Raw genomic sequence first — 18,841 nt, 5'->3', positions numbered from 1 at the left:
CATGTGGCCAGTGTGAGGAAAGGTCTGGCGCAAATGGGCAGAATTCGGTATAGTACCAAATAGAATTGTGAATGTCCAGGACCAGGTTATTCCCGGAAGGAGGTGTCTCTCATGCACCGCACGAAGCTGACTTCGCAAAGCCTGCTCATCCGCCTGTTTGGCGGGCTGCTTTTGCTGGGGGTGGTGCCCCTTATTGCTGCGCTGTTGTTTACTGTTGTAAAAGCATCCCATCTGACAGAGGGGGCACTCTCCGAACCTTTTGCCCGGGACCATAACCGGATTTTGCAGGAAACCCGCAACCGCTTGGATGAAATGGAGCAATCGGCCCATGCCCTTGCGGCGGATTATGCGGTTCAGCGTTTTTTGGATCCGGCTCATGTCAAAACCCCGCAGGAGGCAAAGGACTACCAGGACTATATGTCGCTTGCTTTAAGGCGGGAGCTGGAGCGTACGGAAGCGGCGGAGGAAATTTGCGTCCGTCAGGAACAGGCAGGCCGCATTTTTTGCTATGGACGCGGAGGTGCCGGAGGAAGTGCAGCGGTAATATCTCCGGCCGGGAGCGGTCAAGCTGTAGACGGAAGCAGTGGTACTTCGGACAGGAGCGGTGGAGAGACGCAAGGGATGTTCCGTGTGCTCCGAGAACCCTTTTCCGTTCCGGCGGCGAGGGGAAAGCTGCAGTATCTCCTACCGGTAAACGGCTTGGCTTCCGTAGTGCCTACCGGCTCCATTACGGTGACTGCAAGTTTGGAGAAGATTGCCGGAGCGGACTCCGATGCTTCCGGGTATGCCGGTTATTCCCTGGAGGATGGAGCGGGAGAGGTGTTGTATGCCTCTGATGGATTGGCAAGCCAGACTATAGAGGCGGCCGGAAGTCATGAGGTATCTCTTTTGCATTTCCGTTACAGGGATTTAGACTGGACATCCCGGATGGTTATGGACGAAACCCGCTTGCAGGCTGTTTCCGGGCCGTTGATCAGATGGGCGGCTTTAGCCGGAGCAGTGGTTCTTATTTTGGCGGCAGCGGTTTCCTTCTGCTTGTCCAGATGGGTTGCTCGGCCTTTTCGGGAGCTGCAATCCTTGATGAAACGGACGGAGAAGGGGGATTTGAAGGCATATTGGACCTCCCGCGGCAGCCAGGAAATGAATGAGCTGGGAGAAAGCTATAACCAGATGCTGAACCGGCTGGAGGATTTAATCCGCCAGGTCAAACGGGAGGAGGCACTGAAGAAGGAAGCAGAAATGGAAGCGCTGCAGTACCAGCTTAATCCCCATTTTCTCTACAATACGCTGAACACCATCAAATGGGTGGCAAAGCTCCACAAAACGCCGCAAATCAGCGAAGCAGTCAGCGCATTGGTCCGGCTTTTGCAGGCCAGCCTGGGCAAAAAAGGAGATTTTATTACTGTAGGGGAAGAAGCGGGGCTGATCACGGACTATATGGCAATCCAAGCGTTCCGGTACGGGGAAAATATCCGGCTGGAGGTGGAGATTGACCCGTCGGCGGATCAGTGTCTGCTTCCCCGGCTCCTGCTGCAGCCTCTGGTGGAGAACGCAGTCATTCACGGTATTGAGCCGTTGCGCAGAGCGGGGGTTATCCAGGTCAGGATTTGGGTGGAGCGTGGGCTGCTGTTTTGTCAGGTAGCGGATAACGGCATCGGGATGGAGGACGAGGTGTGCCGTTCTGTCAGCAGTGATGCTATCCATCATATGGAACGCCGTCCCGGAGCAGCATCTGCCGGTATGCTGAGGGAGCGGATGAGCGGAATCGGTCTCCGCCATATCCGGGACAAAATCCGGCTGTATTACGGGCCGGATTATGCCATGAGTATTGTCGCCAAACCCATGGAGGGTACCTCGGTGCGCCTCTGCCTGCCTGTACACCGGAATGAGGAGGAAGCATCATGAATGTATTGGTTGTGGATGATGAGCCGGTTATCCGCCAGGGGCTGCGCACATTGGTCGAATGGGAGCTTCATGGCTTCCGGCTGGCGGGGGAGGCCGGAGACGGCGAGGAAGCACTGGCCTATATGGCGGACCATCCGGTGGATCTGGTGGTGACGGATCTGCTGATGCCCCGGATGGACGGGCTGGAGCTGATCCGGCGCATCCGCGAGGCCCAAACCAGCGTGGGTATTCTGGTGTTGAGCTGTCTGGATGACTTCGCCTGCGTGAAGGAGGCCATGAAGCTGGGGGCGGCGGATTATCTTCTGAAGCCTACTATGGAACCGGAGCAGCTCCTGGAGGTGCTGGGGCATATGCGGAGGTCGCTGTTACTAAGCCGGCAGGAGCAGGAGCGGCTGCTTCGTTGGCAGCGGGAAAATGAAGAAACCAAGCTGATGCGTTTATCCCGCCGGGCAGGAGCCTTTTTGGCAGGGGGAGCGGCTGAACCGGAGCTGGAGCGGGAGTTGTTCGGGGACGGAGGGCAGTTGGCGGTTGTGATGGTGAAGCTGTATCCCGCCAACGAAACAGCTTCGGCTGTCGTTGAGAACGCAGCGGTAGAGACGGGCTGTGTAGCGGTTTTGCGCCTGCGGGAGCAGCAGCAGCTGGTGCTTTATGGCCTGCAGCGCAGCGCCTCCCGGCAGGAGCAGCATGTCCGGCGGGCTGCGTGTGCGGAGGCACTGGCGAAGCGGCTGCGGGCAGCCCTGGAGGCCGGCTGCCGGGCAGTGGTCAGCTCAGGTCCGGCGGCTGCCGGACTCACGGAGCTGAAGCACTTGGCCAGCTGGCATGAGCAGCGGCTGCACCGGCACTTCTACGCCGGGGAGCTCCGCCCCGGCGCAGGCGCTGCGGGCCCGCGTACGCCGGGCCCGGTAACCGTGCTGGCGGAGGAGGCGGAGCCTCCGCCAGCACCGGTTGGTGCGGGGGCCGCTGCGGTGGCCCCCCTGCCCTATGAGGCGCGCAACGATCTTCTGCGCGCCTTGGCCGGCGGCAACGCCGCCGGGGTACGCCACCAGCTGGAGCGGGTGGCGGCCCACGTGCTGGCGGCGCGTCCGCCGGCAGGGGAGCTCCTGGCCTTTGCGGCGGAGCTCGTGGTCATGGCGGAGGACGCCGTCCGCCAGCACAGCTCACACCCGGGTGCTGCAGGAGACTATTCCCGGCGCCGGGCCGAGCTGATGGCGGCCGCCTCCGCCGCACCCAGTGCCCAAGCGCTGTCCGCCTGGCTGGGGCAGGCAGTGGAAGAACTGCTCTGCCACCCGGCGGCAGGCAGCGTCTGTGGTCAGGCCTCCGCCAATCCCTTCGTGCGGATGGCCCGGCAATTCATGCAGGAGAACTACTCCCGCAATATCAGCACAGCGGAGATTGCGGAGCATGTGAAGCTGAACCGGAGCTATCTCAGTGAGCTGTACAGCCGGGAAACCGGAGAAACCCTGAGCGAGGCTCTGGCCCGGATCCGGATGGAGGCTGCCAAGGAAATGCTGAAGGAAGGCCGCATGAAGGTGTACGAGGTGGCGGCAGCGGCAGGCTACAGCGACTCCAAAATCTTCACCAAGGCTTTTAAGCGGATGACCGGATTCACACCGAAGAAGTTTCAGTAACATGGGGAGAATAGGTAGTGGAAATCCAACAAGGGGCATCTGACCCTGCAGCAGGATAACGTAACGGAATTCATTTTCCGCTAATCCGTTTTGCGAGGGGAAAAATCCAAATTAGCGGAAGAGAATTTCCATTAAGTACTCCTGCCCCTTTAAACAACCTCCAATTTGACGTAATATCGGAAATCCTCTTCCGCTATTACTGCTAATAAGGGCTAAGCAGCAGGTTTAACGGAAAAACGGTTCCGTTATTGCTGGATAATCATAATCGACAAGCCGTCCATTTCAAGAACCCAACAAAAAGACACCTTTTTCCGACAAGGGTGTCTTTTTATTTTTCCGGCAACAGGTTACATTGAAGAGGCCATCCGGGAATGCTCACGGATGAGCCATTACCCTACTACATCATCCAGCAGGAGGAATCATCATGGCCCTGCCTGATCTAAACGTAAGCGCTGTCGCCCGGGAGCCTGTACTGCAGGCCTTCGGCGTAACCCGCACCTTCGGGAGCGGCGCTGCGGCCGTTCATGCCCTGAAAGGGGCAAGCCTGTCCGTGCCCCACGGGCGTCTGGTAGCGCTGAAGGGGCGCTCCGGCTCCGGCAAAACCACCTTGATCAATCTTCTGGGAGCGTTGGACAAACCCTCGGAGGGCTCTATTTACCTGGAAGGAACAGAAATTACAGGGCTCTCCGACAAAGCCCGGACTTTGCTTCGGCGCACCAGATTGGGACTGATTTTCCAATCCTTCGCCCTGGTTCCCCTGATGTCTGCATACGAAAATGTGGAGTTTGGGCTGCGTATCTCCGGCATGCCGTCCTCCATGCGCCGGCAGCGGGCGGAGGAGGTGCTGTCTTTTGTGGGTTTGACTCCCCGTATGGGACACCGTCCCTTCGAATTATCCGGCGGTGAGCAGCAGCGGGTGGCCATTGCCAGAGCCATCGCCCACCGCCCTGTGCTGCTGCTGGCCGACGAACCCACCGCTGAGCTGGATTCCCGCATGGGCCTTCAGGTCATAAAGGTGTTTAAGGATCTGGTGGCGCAGGAGAATATGACCATCGTCATGACCACTCACGATCCCGCCATTATGGAGATTGTCGATCACGTTTACACATTGGAGGATGGACAAATTGTTGATCAAAGGTAACCGCCCGCAAATCCGCCCTGCTGATTATTGCAAGGCCCCGCACAGCCTCCGGCTTTCCGTAACAGCGCTATTGGCTGCAGCGAGTATTACGGTTTTCACCTCCGGCTGCTCCCTCCTGCCCAAGGAGGAGGAGGCGTTGAAGCCGCCTCTGGTCAAGCCGGTGCAGCAGAATATGGAGCTGTATGAGGTGAAGCGTGCCTCCATCGCCCGGCAGCTGAAGGGAAGCGCTGTCTTTACCCCTGCAGAACGTCAGGAGCTCTCCTTCAAGGAATCCGGCGGGCGGCTGAAGGAGCTGCTGGTGAATCTGGGGGATACGGTGAAAGCCGGTGACCCGGTTGCCAAAATCGAAGCTGGTGATCTGGAGATTAAACTCCAGCAGCAGCGCCTTACAGTGGAAAAGGCACGCATTCTCCTTGAGCAGACAATCGAAGAGCAGCCAGGGAATGAGAGGGCCTTCCGGTTGAAAGCCATTGACCTGGAAAGCGCCCAACTGCAGCTGAACAGTCTGGAGGAGCAGCTGAAGCGTACGACACTGGTTTCAACCATAGGAGGCATCGTTACTTTTCTATCCCCGCTTCAAGCAGGGGATTCCGTCCAGGCTTACAGCACGGTTGTGGGCATTTCCAACCCCAAGAAGGTGAATCTGGTCTATGAATCCAGCAGCGGCAATGACCTGGCCGGAGTGGAGGTAGGCATGGAGGTCTCCTTTAACTACAGGGAAAAGGAATATAAGGGCACCGTGCTGCAGACGCCCTCCACAGCGCTTGTAGGCAATGCAGCCGCCGGGAATAAGGCGCTTCAGGAGAAAAACGCCAAGTCCATCTACTTCTCTATCCTGAATCCCCCCGAGGATGCGTCCTTGGGAAGCAGCGTTTACTTCACATTGACCCAAGAGATGAGGGAGAATGTTCTGGTGATTCCGAGAGGCGCTTTGCGCTCTTACGGAGGGCGGAACTATGTCCAGATTCTGGATGGCCAGAGCCGCAAGGAAGCGGATGTGGAGCAGGGCATTGTGACCCAAACGGATGTGGAAATCCGGCAGGGGCTAAAGGAAGGGCAAAAAGTCATCATCAGTAATTGATGGTAATCGGGGACAAAAGGAGGTGCCCTGTGGCGCTGTTCATTATGTTAATGCGCAAAATGGCCAAAAACCGCTGGCTGGAGCTGAGCCTGTTGACAGGCCTTATCATCACGGTAGGGTTGGCCAGCTCGATGCCCATCTATACCGGTTCCATCCTGCAGCGGATGCTTCTGAAGGATCTGGAGGCTTCCCAGACCGTAAACCGTATCTATCCGGGAGCGTATTCCTCTTCGGCTACAATATTGAATTACCGGCCTGAGGATCAGGCTAAACTGGTGAAGGAAGCGGACCGCTACATGGAGGAACAGGTGCTGGCCAAGCTGGGAATGCCGGTTCAAACCTACGCCATCCAGCGGGAAACACTTTCCCTGCCTGTTACCCCGGCAGATCCGCGAAAAGCCGACCCCAATGTCAAGCGTCTGGCCTCCATTGCAGCCTTGTCCGGTTTGGAAAGCTACATCGAACTGGTGGATGGGCGTCTTCCTTCCAAAGAAATAAAGGATGGGGTTTATGAGGCGCTGGTGACGGAGGATGCATTGATCGGCTTAAAAATGGTGCTTGGTACAGAATTTGTGTTCCGGGACCAAAGTATAAAAGGCGAGGTTCGGGTACTGCCTGTAGGCGTAATCCGTTATAAGGATGATCAGGGGCTGTACTGGAATTTTCAGGAGAATACCTTTGAACAGCATTTTCTCATTCCCTATGAGCTGTTCGAGGAGAAATTTACCCAAGAAGGCGTTATGAGGGTGCAGTTTCTGATCTGGCGGGCCAATCTGGATTACGCGGGGCTGACGATTAAGCATACAGAGGCTCCTTTAGAGATCAGAGTCAACCATTCCAAGTTCTTGTCCGGCACCTTCGGAACCAGCTATGTGTCCATGGCTGCCGAACCGGTTTTGAAGACCTACAGCGGCAAGGAAAGCAAGCTGCGCCTGATGCTCTGGTCCTTGAATGTACCGGTTTTGATCATGCTGGGCTTCTATCTGCTGCTGGTGGCTAATTTGACGGTAGGACGTCAAAAGAATGAGATCGCCGTTCTCCGCAGCCGCGGGGCGGGGCGAATACAGCTTATGGGTGTTTATGCAGCGGAGGCAGTGCTATTAGGGGCGGTCGCCATGGGAATCGGTCCATTCCTGGGATTGTTTATTGCCAAAGCCCTGGGGGCGTCCAACGGGTTCCTGGAGTTTGTCCAGCGGGCCAAGCTGGAGGCTGTGCTGACTGCCGAAGCGTACCGGTACGCGGGCATTGCTGCGGTTTGCTCGGTGCTGATGCTGCTGGTGCCGGTATTTTTGGCCACACGGTCCACCATTGTCAGCCATAAGGTTCAATTGGCCCGGGTGAGGACTCTCAGCTTGGCCCATAAATTCGGGTTGGATGCTATTCTGCTGGGCATTTCCGCTTACGGGATCTTTTCCTTCCGCAGAAGAACTGCCGATTTGCAGGCTCTTGGTTTAAATTCCATGGACTTCAAGGTAGATCCGCTGTTGTTTGCGGTTCCTGCGATTTTTATCCTTGGCTTCAGCCTGCTCTTGCTTCGTGTATATCCGTTGGCCATTCGGCTGCTGTACCGGATCGGGCGCAAGTGGTGGTCGCCGCCGGCATATTCCGCCTTGATCCAGGTGGGACGCTCTGCAACAGGCTACCAGTTTATTATGCTGTTTCTGGCCATGACTATGGCGACCGGCTTGTTCGGGGCCAGTGCCGCACGGACCATCAACCAGAATGCGGAGGATCAGATCCGTTACAGGAACGGAGCCGACCTGGTGCTGATGGCCAAATGGGAGAATGATGCGCCGCCCCAATCCGATGGAGAAGAAAAATCCGTTGAAGTAAATACCTCAAAGCGGGTCCAGTACAGCGAGCCGCCATTTATTCCCTTCACGGAGCTTCCTGGTATCGAAGGTATTGCCAGGGTATTCAGCCGGAAAGGAGATCTGGTCGAAAAATCCTCCAATGCCGAAGTGACCATAATGGGCATCGAAACCGATGACTTCGGCCGGACGTCCTGGATGAGGGACCGGTTGATGGACCATCACTTTTACGATTATCTGAATCTGATTGCACAGGATCCGGCGGCAGTTCTCATTTCCCGCTCCGTCGCCGACGAATTCAAGGTGCGGCCGGGAGACAGCCTGTCCATCCGGTGGGACGGAACGGCCTATGCTACCGTCCAGGTATACGGAGTTGTGGACTATTGGCCAACCTGGAATCCAAACCCCCGGCAAGCCGCAGGCCAAACCCAGACACCGCAGGCAGGAAACGTGAATAAGCCGGTAAAACCCAAGCTGGTGGTGGGGAATCTATCCTACTTGGAAAGTTCCCTTGCCATGGAGCCGTACAACGTGTGGCTGAAGCTGAAGCCGGAGGCATCCCTGCAGGAGATTTATAAGAGTATCGAGGAGAAAAAGATACCTTTGGTTTCTGTGGTCAACACCGCACAGGATGTGAGCGACTCCAGAAAGGATCCATTCCGGCTAGCCTTAAATGGAGCAATGACCTTGGGCTTTATGATTTCTGCGGGAGTATGCCTGATCGGCTTCCTGCTGTACTGGCTCCTGTCCTTCTCTGGCAGAACCCTGCAATACGGCATATACAGGGCGATGGGCATCACCCTTCCCCAATTGGTAGGCATGATTGCCTTGGAGCTTTTGCTGACCTCCGGGGCGGCAGTTTTGATCGGCGGTTTTACCGGTGCGGTAACAGGCAAGCTGTTCGTGCCATTCTTCCAGCTCTCCTTTAACTTCTCCGATCAGGCGCTGCCGTTCCAGGTGATTTTCAGGGCGATTGATGAATTGAGGCTGTACGCGGTGGTGTCGGCCATGGTCGCCTTTGGTTTGGCTGTTCTGGGATTTATGCTCTCCCGTCTCCGGATTCATCAGGCCGTTAAATTGGGGGAGGACTGAACAACATGATTCATTGCGACAATCTGGTTAAAATATACAAGGCGGCGGAGCTGGAGGTCATCGCTCTCCAGGGTCTGGATTTGCATGTGGCGGAGGGAGAGCTGATGGCCATTATCGGCAACAGCGGCAGCGGCAAATCCACTCTGCTGAATATGTTGGGCGGGCTGGACCGTCCATCCGCAGGCAAGCTTGTTGTGGACGGAACGGATCTCCTGCAGCTCACAGAGCGGGAGCTGGTCCGTTACAAGCGGGAAACGGTGGGTTTTGTCTGGCAGAATAATGCGCGCAATCTGGTTCCGTATCTGACCGCTCTGGAGAATGTGGAGCTGCCTATGCTTCTCCGCGGCAGGCGGAGACGGGAGAAGGCATTAATGCTGCTTGAGGCAGTGGGGCTGGCAGACCGAAAGCACAACCGTCTCCAGCAGCTGTCTGGCGGTGAGCAGCAGAGAGTTGCCATCGCAATTGCCTTGGCGAATGATCCCCGGCTATTGCTGGCTGATGAGCCAACCGGTTCGGTGGACTCGAAGATGACCACCCAAATCCTGGATCTGTTCCGGCAATTAAACCGCGACCTGGGGTTGACTGTTGTCATCGTCACCCATGACCCGCTGTTGGCCCGTAAGGTTGACCGGGTGGTGGCCATCCGCGACGGAAAAACCTCATCGGAGATCCTCCGGCGCAAATCCTACTCCGAGGAGCTGGAGGAGCTGGAGGCTGGGGATGCGGCAGAAGAGGAATCCCATGTGGAATATGCTGTTCTGGATAAGGCGGGAAGGCTGCAAATCCCCTCCGGGTATCTGGAGTCGCTGGGGTTAAGCAGCACAGCCGGAAACAAGGTAAGGGTTTCGGTAGAGGAAGGCAGGATTGTCCTCGAGCCGCCGGAATAGGCGATTTCCATAAAAGTGTCACGTTTAACCGGTTGTCAATTCTTCTAATACCTCTTATACTATACAAGTCGCGTTATGAATGAATATACAGAAGAGGTGCATATCGAAATGAAGAAATTGACAATTCTCCTGGCGGCGGTTATGATGCTGACCATGCTGGCCGCCTGCGGCGAGAAAAACAAGGAATCAGACAAAACCCAAGGGGCTTCCACTCCGGCAGCCGCTACCACAGCCGCTTCCACTGCCCCGGCATCCCCGGCGGCAGGTGCAGCCGACAAGCTTGCCGACATCAAAAAAGCCGGGACCATCATCATGGGCACCAGCGCTGATTACGCTCCTTATGAGTTCCACAAGAACATCGACGGCAAGGACACCATCGTGGGCTTCGATGTAGAAATCGCCAAAGCCATCGCAAAGGATCTGGGTGTGAAGCTGGAGATCAAGGATATCGGTTTTGACGGTCTGCTGCCTGCACTGAACGCCGGCAAGGTTGACTTCGTTATTTCCGGCATGACTCCTAATGAAGAACGTTTGAAGAGTGTTGACTTCTCCAAGATCTACTACACCGCTCAACAGGTAATCATGATCCGTGCAGACGACAAGGACAAGTTCAAGTCCATGGATGATCTGAAGAAGGTTTCCGTCGGTGTACAAACCGCTTCCATCCAAGAAGATATCGCCAAGGAGCAGCTGCAAGGCGCGAAGATCAAGTCCATCGCCAAGATTACCGATCTGGCACTGGAATTGAAGAACAAAAAGATTGATGCCATCATTATGGAATCTCCTGTAGCCAACGGCTATGTTAATAAGAACAAGGATCTGGTTATCAGCAGCGTGAAGCCCAAGGCTGAGGAAGCCGGCTCCGCCATTGCCATCAAGAAGGGCAACGACACCCTGACTGCCGAAATCAACAAGTCCCTTGACAAGATGATCAAGGACAAGACCATTGACAAACTGGTGGATGAAGCTTTCCAATTGTCTGAGAAATAATGCAATTGCATGGCAACGGGGGAAAACGGCGGCTGTTGTTCCGCTGTTTTCCCCTTCGGCATGCCACCAGGGAGGATATGGAGGGATAAGATGAACACTGCATTTTTGGCAATGGATTTTTCTTTTATGAACGAATATGGAAGCTATTATCTGACAGGTGCCTGGACCACTATTAAGCTGGCCTTTTTCACCGTTATTTGCGGCGGTATCCTGGGGATGTTTATAGCCCTGATGCGTTTGTCCGCCAACCGGTTTGTCCGTTTTTTGGCATCCGCTTACATCGAAATCATCCGCGGCACCCCGCTTCTGGTGCAGCTGCTTATCGTATATTACAGCCTTCCCAACGGTGTGGAATGGCTTTTGGTTAAGGCAGGCCTTCCGGGCGATGCTCTGGCCCTGCCGGATTTTGCATATTGTGTCATTGCATTAACCATCAACAGCGCCGCTTATGTGGCGGAGATTTTCCGTGCGGGCATTCAAGCGGTGGACAAGGGTCAGATGGAAGCAGCCCGTTCCTTGGGGATGCCCAAGCGAATGGCTATGACCCATATTATCTTGCCGCAGGCCATCCGTAACATTCTGCCGGCTCTCGGCAATGAGTTTGTCGTGATTATCAAGGAATCGTCCCAGGTCATGGTTATCGGTATGGCCGAGCTTATGTACAGCGCCAACCTGATCCGCGGCGCCACTTATCTTTCCATGGAGCCTCTTCTGGTAGCCGCCGTTATCTACTTTACCTTGACCTTCCCGCTCTCCAAGATCCTCAGTCTGGTTGAAAGGAGGATGTCCGCCCAATGATTAAGGTTAATCAGCTGCACAAAAGCTTCGGCAAGAACCATGTGCTCAATGATGTAAACATCCATATTGCCAAAGGCGAGGTTGTGGTGGTCATCGGCCCTTCAGGCTCGGGCAAAAGTACCTTTTTGCGCTGCCTGAATCTCCTGGAGATGCCGTCCAGCGGCGAGGTTATTTTTGAAGGCGTGAATATAACCGACAGGAAGACAGATATCAATGTCCTCCGGCGGAAGATGGGGATGGTGTTTCAGCAGTTCAATTTGTTCCCGCATCTGACTGTTCTGAAGAATATTACCATGGCCCCGCGGAAGCTGAAGGGGATGAACCAGCAGGATGCGGATAAGCTGGCCATGGAGCTGCTTAAGACTGTCGGCCTGGAGGATAAGGCCAACAGCTACCCGGCCCAGCTCTCCGGCGGCCAGAAGCAGCGGATTGCCATCGCCCGGGCCTTGGCTATGCAGCCTGACGTGCTTCTGTTCGATGAACCCACCTCCGCCCTCGACCCGGAAATGGTCGGTGAGGTATTGGATGTTATGAAGCGCTTGGCTGCCGAAGGTATGACGATGGTAGTGGTAACCCACGAGATGGGTTTTGCCCGAGAGGTGGGAAGCCGGCTTATTTTTATGGATAAAGGAACTATTGCCGAAGAGGGTTTGCCTGCTGAGATTTTTGCAGAGCCCAAACATCCCCGCACCCGTGAATTCCTCAGCAAGGTGCTGTAAATCGATTGATGAAGCCCGTCCCGGGATGGACGGGCTTTTCCGTCTTTTGACAGCCGGAGCCTCCATCTTCAGAAGCTTGAAATTGCCTGTCGGATCTATCATAATTATATATACAACACATATGTATGGGGTGATGGTTTGAGGATCGGGATTGTTTCGGATACCCACCTGTCGGACCGCAGGGAAATCCGGCTTCCGGGAGAACTGCTGAAGGGATTGTCGGGAGTGGACCTGATCCTCCATGCGGGAGACTGGGTTTCCCCCAGGGTAGCGGAGGAGCTGGAGAAGCTTGCTCCGGTTGAAGGGATAGCCGGAAACAATGACGGAACGGACATTATCAACCACTTCGGTTACAAAAAGATCGTGGAGGCCGCGGGAATCCGCATAGGGCTCATTCACGGTGACGGTTACGGTAAAACTACAGAACGCCGTGCCTTTGACGCATTTGAAGGGCAGAATGTCCAGGCGATTGTTTTTGGTCATTCCCATATTCCTTATCTGGAGCACAAAGCAGGCATTCTTTTGTTCAATCCCGGTTCACCCACGGATAAACGCCGGCAGCCTCTCTATTCCTACGGAATGATGGACATTGGGGAAGGCGGGATAACTGCGGAGCATTATTATTATGCATCCCGAGATTAATTTGCCGTATTCCTGTATATTTCGACAAATTCCTTCTATTTTCACCGATTTTCCGTTATACTAAAGCTATTCCTTGCATCTTTCGTAGAAATGAGTGAATACATGGCCATTAGAATTTTTACCGACGGAAGCTCAGATTTGCCTAAACGCATTCTGGAGCAATTGGGCATCGTACAGATCCCCTTGCCGGTTCATTTTGAGGATGAGCATTTCGACTCTGACATGGATTTGGAGCTCTTTTACAATAAACTCGGTTCCGCTAGTGTGCTTCCCAAAACCTGCAGTCCATCGCCAAGTACCTTCTTCAACAAATTTATGAGCGTGGACGCCAACGAGCAAATTCTTTGCATTGCCTTGTCCTCGGGACTTAGCAGCACCTATCATCACGCCGTAATGGGCAAAACGATGGTGGAGGAGGAGCATCCCCAGCGTCTCCCAATTGAGGTGTTGGACAGCAAGAATGCTTCTCTAGGCTTAGGTGTTCTGGTTTATAAGGCGGCGCGTATGGCGAAGGAAGGGCACAGCATGCATGATCTGATGCAGACCATGAAGCGAAGCATCGCCGAGGTTAAGAACTATTTTGTGCTGGACACCCTGGAGAATGTGATTAAAGGCGGAAGGCTGGACCGGGTTCGCGGCGCCATTGCTTCCGTTCTGAATATCAAACTCCTGATGTGTGCCAGTGAGGAAGGCACTCTGGAGGTGCTGGAAAAGGTCCGCGGCACCCAGAACGCCATCAAGAAAATGATTGACCGGATCGGCGAGGCCGGCCATGATTTCGAGAAGAAGGTTCTTGCCATTGGCCACAGCAATTGTGAGGAACGGGCACATGAAGTGATGGAAATGATCCTGAAGCGCTACCCCTTTAAAGATGTGATTGTGGCAGAGATGGGGCCGGTTATCGGCACTTATGCAGGCAAGGGCGGTATTTTGGTCTCCTTCGCGTAAAATAACCCATTGAAAGAGCAAATACAAAAAGAGCGTACGGCGGAAGTTTCCGCTGTACGCTTTTATTTTTGTTATTTTTTGACCGGAGGGATACGGGTTCGGGACACCTGCTCCAGGAAGGAAAGGGTCTTTTGCAGGTACTCGCGTTTGTTCACGCTGTAAATCAGCTCATGATGTCCTTTGGGCAAAAGCCAAAGCTTGGATAGCGGCTGCTGGGCAGTCTGATTATCCATAATGATTTGTGCCTGCTCATAGGGCGCTTTTTCGTCCAGCATGCCATGGATCATGAACATAGGGATTTTATAGGTGTTTTGCAGGATTTTTTCGTAGGGAATCTGGTTCATATTCACTCCGTTCATCACCGGGAAGAACATCCGGATCAGGGACAGGGAAGGGAAACGGGGCAAATCGGCGTGCTGCCGGATATTGTGGTAGAGCGTATCGGGTGACAGGATGAAGGCACTGTCCAGGATCATGCCGGTAATGTCCTCGCTCTGCAGGGCGGCGCCCAATGCGGTTCCGGCTCCCATGGAGAAGCCCCAGATGAAAATTTGCTTGGCGTTCTTCTGCTTGATGAAATCAATGGCACCCAACAGCTCGAAGGTTTCCTGAACCCCGCCGGTGGCGACCTGCTCCGGGTGGACAAAGCCGTAATCGAACATCAGGACATTGAAGTTCTGCATATGGGCAGCCTTGGCCAAGTCATACATCGGCACCCAGCTTTCCTCCCGGTTGGCGCCGTAGCCATGTGAGAAGATTACTGTGCGTGTGGCTCCTTCCGCAGGCAGGTACCAACCGTCCAGCTTGGAGGTCTGATTGATGCTGGGGAAGGTAACTTCTTCATACGGGACACCGATGGCTTCAAGCGGATTGGAGGAGAGTGGTGCAACGATCGGCCGGGCGAGGAGCCAGGCGATGTAGGCATGAAAGGCAACCGTCAAAGCGAGCACGGAAGTCGTCAGCGACAGGAGGAGAGCCAGCCAGAAGCGGGGACGGGCAAGGATGCTCCGTTTCTTTATGGGAACGCTTACAATACCTCTTGCTGTGTGAACGGATGACATGACCCTCATATGAGTTCCCTCCCTTAGCTGTCTGGAATAACCTGGTCTACCGGGACTTTGGTTACCTATATTTATAGTATGAATCCGAAGGTCTAACTGCGTCAATCTCCGTCGCAAAATGTAAACACGTTGTAATCTGTCTGTAATGAAGGAGTGGCGGAACTGCGTCTAAATCTTGGGAAAATGCCGTCTTCTATATGGACTCTCCTTGTATGCAGGTGCTATAATGTTCAGGATATCTTGGGCATATGCCTACGGGAAGGCGGAAGAGACAATGGGCAAGGAAATGATGCGCGTCGTCAGCCAGCGGCAGTTGGCGCGCCATGTATACGAGCTGGTGCTGGAGGGCGGACTGGCCCGGAATATGGCCGAGCCCGGGCGGTTCGTACACGTGAAGGCGGAGATCGGCAATGATCCTCTCCTGCGGCGGCCAATTAGCATCTGTGAGGCGGATGTGGAGAAGGGCCGGTTTACCATGATTTACAGAGCGGAAGGGAAAGGAACACTTCAACTGGCCGCCAAACAAACCGGGCAGGTTGTTGATATTGTAGGCCCATTGGGCCATGGGTTTCCTGTTGATGAGGCCAACCCCGGCGATACGGCCCTTCTGGTAGGGGGCGGAATCGGCGTGCCGCCGCTTTATTATCTGTCCAAGCAGCTTCTGGCCAAAGGAGTGCGGGTCATTCATGTACTGGGCTTTGCCTCTGCGGCGGATGTATTCTATAAGGAAGAGTTCGAGGCACTGGGCGAAACCTATCTGGCGACAGCAGACGGAAGCGCCGGAGAACAGGGCTTTGTCACAGACGTGATTCTCCGCCATGGCTTGTCCTTTCAGGTGCTTTATGCCTGCGGGCCAACTCCCATGCTGAAGGCGCTGGATACGGCCTACCGGGACCACAAGGGTTTTCTGTCGCTGGAGGAGCGTATGGGCTGCGGCATCGGTGCATGTTATGCCTGCGTCTGCAAGGTGCAGGGGGACGAAACCGGCACGAAGTATCATAAAATCTGCAGCGACGGACCTGTCTTTCCTATCGGGGAGGTGGTCCTGTGAGCGTGATGGCCAATCTTGAAGCGGCAAACGATCCCCGGCTGTCCATAGAGCTGCCCGGGTTGAAGCTGAAGAATCCGATCATTCCCGCATCCGGCTGCTTTGGCTTCGGGCAAGAATTCGCCGGTTATTTCGATCTGAATCTGTTGGGCTCCATCGCCATTAAGGCGGCTACAGGGGAACCACGCTATGGCAACCCTACCCCCCGGGTAGCGGAAACACCGGCGGGCATGCTGAATGCCATCGGCCTGCAAAATCCGGGTGTGGACGGGATTCTGCGAAATGAGCTGGCGTGGCTGGAGCAATTTGACCTGCCGATTATTGCCAATGTAGCAGGCTCCACTACCGAGGAATATGTGGAGGTGGCGCAGAAGATTTCCGGAGCTCCGAATGTGAAGGCGGTTGAGCTGAACATTTCCTGCCCCAATGTGAAGTGCGGCGGCATTGCCTTCGGCACCGTTCCGGAAACAGCCGCTGAGCTGACCCGCAAGGTGAAGGCGGCCTCCTCCGTTCCTGTGTATGTGAAGCTGTCCCCCAATGTAACCGACATTGTGGAAATGGCCAAGGCCGTAGAGCAGGCCGGGGCTGACGGCATTACCATGATCAATACGCTTCTGGGTATGCGCATCGATCTCAAAACCGGCAAACCGGTACTGGCCAACAAAACAGGAGGGTTATCGGGCCCTGCAGTTAAGCCTGTGGCCATCCGGATGGTCTACCAGGTAAGCCAGGCAGTGAACATACCCATCATCGGCATGGGGGGCATTATGAGCGCGGAGGACGTTATCGAATTTTATATGGCCGGTGCTGATGCCGTGATGGTTGGGACTGCCAATTTCGTGGACCCTTACGCCTGTCCCACCATTATCGGCGGTTTGGGCGAATGGCTGGACAAGCTTCGTGTGGGCCATATTTCAGAACTGACCGACCGGAGCTGGAAATCGTAGCATAACAGAACTCCTTTACGCCGCAGATGCCTGAAGCCTATTGGCTGCCAGGATAATCTGCGGTTTTTTGCGCACATGAAGCATGCTGTCATCCATCCCAGGGGCCACGGGACAGGTGACCATACCACCTGTTAGGTGAACGCATACTATGAACCAGGCGGTAGGTCACACTTGAAATGGAGGCAGCATCCATGAGTTTATTGTCACGGAAATACCCTTGGAGCAAATGGCAAAAGCATCTAGTGCTGGCCCGCGACCCTGCTCTACGGGAGTTTTTGCCTGACACTGCAGTCTTGAAGGAAGAGACTCTGCTTGATTTTTTAAACCGCTATCCTGTTGTTTTCGTGAAGCCCAGCTGTGGCGGTGGAGGCAGAGGAGTGGTCAAAATATCGGTTTTGGAGGAAGGGCAAACGGAAATCCAGACAACCGAAACCCGTACGGTTGCGGAACTCCCGCAGGTCTACCATACAGTCAAGGGATATCTCGGGCAGAAGGAATATATCGTGCAGCAGGGAGTTTCCCTGATCCGGATTGATGACAGGCCCATCGACTTCCGGACTTTATTGCTCAGGCCGGGCAAGACCTGGCGTTATATGGGCGTGATGGGGAAGCTGGCGGTCCGGGATCAAATTGTAACCAACCACTGCCGCGGGGGCAGCTCACTTACGTTTTCCGGAGCTATGAAGGAAAGCAAGGAATTGCAGGAGGAGGGCATTCAGGAGCTGGAGAAGAGGCTGGAGCAGCTTTCCCGGCAAATTGCCGCTGCCATGCAGAGGAGATTTCCCTTGGTCGCTGAATTGGGGCTGGATATCGGCATCGACGAGAACCTGAAGCTGTGGCTCATCGAAGCCAATACCCGCCCCCAATACAAGCTGTTCCGCGACCATGAGGATCCGATGCTTTATAACCGCATCGGCGCAATCATTAAGACGATCCGTCTGCCTCTTTCCTGACGGAGGCCCGGAAGCTTTGGCGGATGCTGTCCGAGAGACCAGGAACCGTCAACACGTCATAGGCGGTGGCGGCCAGGGCTTTGGCACCGAACAGCATCCCTTCCAGGGCTCTGTCCTCCAAAGCAAGATCACGGAATTCCACCGTATGCAGCAGGTGCTTCTCATCAATGACCTTCACATAAGGATGGATAGCAGGGCAGCGGCGGGAAACATTCCCTAAATCAAGGGAACCATGATCCTTGCCTGTTTCGATTGCTCCGGGATCGATGCCTAATGCTGTGAGATTCCTGGTGTAGGTCTCAGACAGCTCTTTGTTGGTCAACAGTTCATCATACGAAAACTCATAATTGGTAACCTTGAGCTTGGCTCCCGTCTGGAGAGCAGCCCCTTCGGCGCACCGGATGACCTTGCGGACGGTTTCATCGGTATAGGGCCGGTTACCCGCCCGGACATAAAATTGGGCGACGGCATATTCGGGAATGATGTTTGCCGCCGTTCCGCCTTCCGTGATGATGCCATGGATACGGACATGGCTCTCCAGCTGCTGGCGCAGCGCATTGATGGAGTTGAACAGCAGAAGAACGGCATCCAGTGCATTGATACCCTCGTAAGGATTAGCGGCAGCATGGGCGGTTTTGCCGAAATATTCGAATTGCACCGCATCCATGGCCAAGGAGGTGCCGGAATGCTCATAGGTGTGGTAAGGGTGAGCCATCAGCGCAGCATCCACATCATCGAACAATCCGGCCTTGGACATGGGCACCTTGGCCCCTTTGGTCTCCTCCGCGGGGGTACCGTACACCCGGATTTCCCCACCGGTTTCATCAATAACCGCTTTGAGCCCGGCGGCGGCCGCGATGGCCATGGTGCAGATCAGATGGTGGCCGCAGGCGTGGCCGATATCCGGCAGGGCATCGTATTCCGCCAGGAAGGCAATCACAGGTCCCGGCTTCGGTGAGGTATACCGGGCGATAAAGGAGGTGGGGATATCCAGCACTCCGCGCTCCACATCAAACCCCAGCTCACCCAAAAGCGCAGTAAGCTTCTCCGCTGCCTGGAATTCCTCGTGACCCAGCTCCGGATGATTCCCGATAAATAAGGAGGTTTCCTTCAAAACGGGAGACATGCGGTCAATGGTGTCAAAAATGTGTTTCTTCATAAACAAAATCACTCCTTAGTCCCCAAAAATG

At 54.9% G+C, this 18,841-nt stretch carries 16 protein-coding genes; 14 read left to right on the top strand and 2 right to left on the bottom strand.

Features of this window, described 5'->3' with window-relative positions; all coding sequences use genetic code 11:
* The first annotated feature begins 111 nt into the window (after window positions 1-111).
* From ACI1P1_RS23025 to ACI1P1_RS22975, 11 genes are all read left to right on the top strand, one after another.
* Window positions 112-1,905: a sensor histidine kinase gene (locus ACI1P1_RS23025; protein WP_416218801.1), complete on the top strand. Its 1,794-nt coding sequence runs from the start codon at window positions 112-114 to the stop codon at window positions 1,903-1,905.
* The gene (locus ACI1P1_RS23020; RefSeq protein WP_416218800.1) at window positions 1,902-3,533 is read left to right on the top strand and encodes a response regulator transcription factor; all 1,632 of its coding nucleotides are present in this window, start codon (window positions 1,902-1,904) and stop codon (window positions 3,531-3,533) included. Before ACI1P1_RS23025 ends, ACI1P1_RS23020 begins: the two co-directional genes overlap by 4 nt.
* A 424-nt stretch (window positions 3,534-3,957) precedes the next feature.
* Window positions 3,958-4,674 carry an ABC transporter ATP-binding protein gene (locus ACI1P1_RS23015; protein ID WP_416218799.1) on the top strand — a complete coding sequence of 239 codons (717 nt, stop codon included), beginning with the start codon at window positions 3,958-3,960 and terminating at the stop codon, window positions 4,672-4,674.
* Complete coding sequence (locus tag ACI1P1_RS23010; protein WP_416218798.1) at window positions 4,658-5,755, top strand: efflux RND transporter periplasmic adaptor subunit; 1,098 nt, start codon at window positions 4,658-4,660, stop codon at window positions 5,753-5,755. Before ACI1P1_RS23015 ends, ACI1P1_RS23010 begins: the two co-directional genes overlap by 17 nt.
* Window positions 5,756-5,784: 29 nt before the next feature.
* Window positions 5,785-8,658 carry an ABC transporter permease gene (locus tag ACI1P1_RS23005; RefSeq protein ID WP_416218797.1) on the top strand — a complete coding sequence of 958 codons (2,874 nt, stop codon included), beginning with the start codon at window positions 5,785-5,787 and terminating at the stop codon, window positions 8,656-8,658.
* A 5-nt stretch (window positions 8,659-8,663) separates the two neighbouring features.
* Complete coding sequence (locus tag ACI1P1_RS23000; RefSeq protein ID WP_416218796.1) at window positions 8,664-9,545, top strand: ATP-binding cassette domain-containing protein; 882 nt, start codon at window positions 8,664-8,666, stop codon at window positions 9,543-9,545.
* A 108-nt stretch (window positions 9,546-9,653) separates the two neighbouring features.
* Window positions 9,654-10,535, top strand: coding sequence for a transporter substrate-binding domain-containing protein (locus tag ACI1P1_RS22995; RefSeq protein ID WP_416218795.1), 882 nt, complete (start codon window positions 9,654-9,656; stop codon window positions 10,533-10,535).
* Window positions 10,536-10,544: 9 nt separating this feature from the next.
* Window positions 10,545-11,333, top strand: a complete 789-nt coding sequence (locus ACI1P1_RS22990) for an amino acid ABC transporter permease (protein ID WP_463605681.1) — start codon at window positions 10,545-10,547, stop codon at window positions 11,331-11,333.
* Window positions 11,330-12,052: an amino acid ABC transporter ATP-binding protein gene (locus ACI1P1_RS22985; protein ID WP_416218793.1), complete on the top strand. Its 723-nt coding sequence runs from the start codon at window positions 11,330-11,332 to the stop codon at window positions 12,050-12,052. Before ACI1P1_RS22990 ends, ACI1P1_RS22985 begins: the two co-directional genes overlap by 4 nt.
* Window positions 12,053-12,190: 138 nt before the next feature.
* Window positions 12,191-12,694 carry a metallophosphoesterase family protein gene (locus tag ACI1P1_RS22980; protein ID WP_416218792.1) on the top strand — a complete coding sequence of 168 codons (504 nt, stop codon included), beginning with the start codon at window positions 12,191-12,193 and terminating at the stop codon, window positions 12,692-12,694.
* A gap of 102 nt (window positions 12,695-12,796) precedes the next feature.
* Complete coding sequence (locus tag ACI1P1_RS22975; RefSeq protein WP_416218791.1) at window positions 12,797-13,642, top strand: DegV family protein; 846 nt, start codon at window positions 12,797-12,799, stop codon at window positions 13,640-13,642.
* Between the two features lie 71 nt (window positions 13,643-13,713).
* On the opposite strand, the gene ACI1P1_RS22970 is transcribed toward ACI1P1_RS22975, so the two are convergent.
* Window positions 13,714-14,712: an alpha/beta hydrolase gene (locus ACI1P1_RS22970; protein WP_416218790.1), complete on the bottom strand. Its 999-nt coding sequence runs from the start codon at window positions 14,710-14,712 to the stop codon at window positions 13,714-13,716.
* A 265-nt stretch (window positions 14,713-14,977) separates the two neighbouring features.
* Here ACI1P1_RS22970 and ACI1P1_RS22965 point away from each other — a divergent pair, with 265 nt between their 5' ends.
* From ACI1P1_RS22965 to ACI1P1_RS22955, 3 genes are all read left to right on the top strand, one after another.
* Window positions 14,978-15,754: a dihydroorotate dehydrogenase electron transfer subunit gene (locus ACI1P1_RS22965; protein ID WP_416218930.1), complete on the top strand. Its 777-nt coding sequence runs from the start codon at window positions 14,978-14,980 to the stop codon at window positions 15,752-15,754.
* 5 nt (window positions 15,755-15,759) lie between these two features.
* Complete coding sequence (locus ACI1P1_RS22960; protein ID WP_416218929.1) at window positions 15,760-16,698, top strand: dihydroorotate dehydrogenase; 939 nt, start codon at window positions 15,760-15,762, stop codon at window positions 16,696-16,698.
* A 191-nt stretch (window positions 16,699-16,889) separates the two neighbouring features.
* Window positions 16,890-17,651 carry a YheC/YheD family protein gene (locus ACI1P1_RS22955; RefSeq protein WP_416218789.1) on the top strand — a complete coding sequence of 254 codons (762 nt, stop codon included), beginning with the start codon at window positions 16,890-16,892 and terminating at the stop codon, window positions 17,649-17,651.
* Here ACI1P1_RS22955 and ACI1P1_RS22950 read toward each other — a convergent pair.
* Window positions 17,623-18,810 carry a M20 family metallopeptidase gene (locus ACI1P1_RS22950; RefSeq protein WP_416218788.1) on the bottom strand — a complete coding sequence of 396 codons (1,188 nt, stop codon included), beginning with the start codon at window positions 18,808-18,810 and terminating at the stop codon, window positions 17,623-17,625. The two genes, ACI1P1_RS22955 and ACI1P1_RS22950, sit on opposite strands and share 29 nt — an antisense overlap.
* Window positions 18,811-18,841 lie beyond the last annotated feature (31 nt).

The organism is Paenibacillus mesotrionivorans (genome assembly GCF_046098205.1).
Lineage (GTDB): Bacteria > Bacillota > Bacilli > Paenibacillales > NBRC-103111 > Paenibacillus_AR > Paenibacillus_AR mesotrionivorans.
This window is presented reverse-complemented; position numbering and strand designations above follow the sequence as displayed.

What these genes read in the sequence shown, in the direction of transcription:
- ACI1P1_RS23025 (WP_416218801.1), top strand. Translation starts at nt 112, where the DNA reads ATGCACCGCACGAAGCTGACTTCGCAAAGCCTGCTCATCCGCCTGTTT.
- ACI1P1_RS23020 (WP_416218800.1), top strand. Translation starts at nt 1,902, where the DNA reads ATGAATGTATTGGTTGTGGATGATGAGCCGGTTATCCGCCAGGGGCTG.
- ACI1P1_RS23015 (WP_416218799.1), top strand. Translation starts at nt 3,958, where the DNA reads ATGGCCCTGCCTGATCTAAACGTAAGCGCTGTCGCCCGGGAGCCTGTA.
- ACI1P1_RS23000 (WP_416218796.1), top strand. Translation starts at nt 8,664, where the DNA reads ATGATTCATTGCGACAATCTGGTTAAAATATACAAGGCGGCGGAGCTG.
- ACI1P1_RS22995 (WP_416218795.1), top strand. Translation starts at nt 9,654, where the DNA reads ATGAAGAAATTGACAATTCTCCTGGCGGCGGTTATGATGCTGACCATG.
- ACI1P1_RS22990 (WP_463605681.1), top strand. Translation starts at nt 10,545, where the DNA reads ATGGCAACGGGGGAAAACGGCGGCTGTTGTTCCGCTGTTTTCCCCTTC.
- ACI1P1_RS22985 (WP_416218793.1), top strand. Translation starts at nt 11,330, where the DNA reads ATGATTAAGGTTAATCAGCTGCACAAAAGCTTCGGCAAGAACCATGTG.
- ACI1P1_RS22975 (WP_416218791.1), top strand. Translation starts at nt 12,797, where the DNA reads ATGGCCATTAGAATTTTTACCGACGGAAGCTCAGATTTGCCTAAACGC.
- ACI1P1_RS22970 (WP_416218790.1), bottom strand. Translation starts at nt 14,712, where the DNA reads ATGAGGGTCATGTCATCCGTTCACACAGCAAGAGGTATTGTAAGCGTT.
- ACI1P1_RS22965 (WP_416218930.1), top strand. Translation starts at nt 14,978, where the DNA reads ATGGGCAAGGAAATGATGCGCGTCGTCAGCCAGCGGCAGTTGGCGCGC.
- ACI1P1_RS22960 (WP_416218929.1), top strand. Translation starts at nt 15,760, where the DNA reads ATGGCCAATCTTGAAGCGGCAAACGATCCCCGGCTGTCCATAGAGCTG.
- ACI1P1_RS22955 (WP_416218789.1), top strand. Translation starts at nt 16,890, where the DNA reads ATGAGTTTATTGTCACGGAAATACCCTTGGAGCAAATGGCAAAAGCAT.
- ACI1P1_RS22950 (WP_416218788.1), bottom strand. Translation starts at nt 18,810, where the DNA reads ATGAAGAAACACATTTTTGACACCATTGACCGCATGTCTCCCGTTTTG.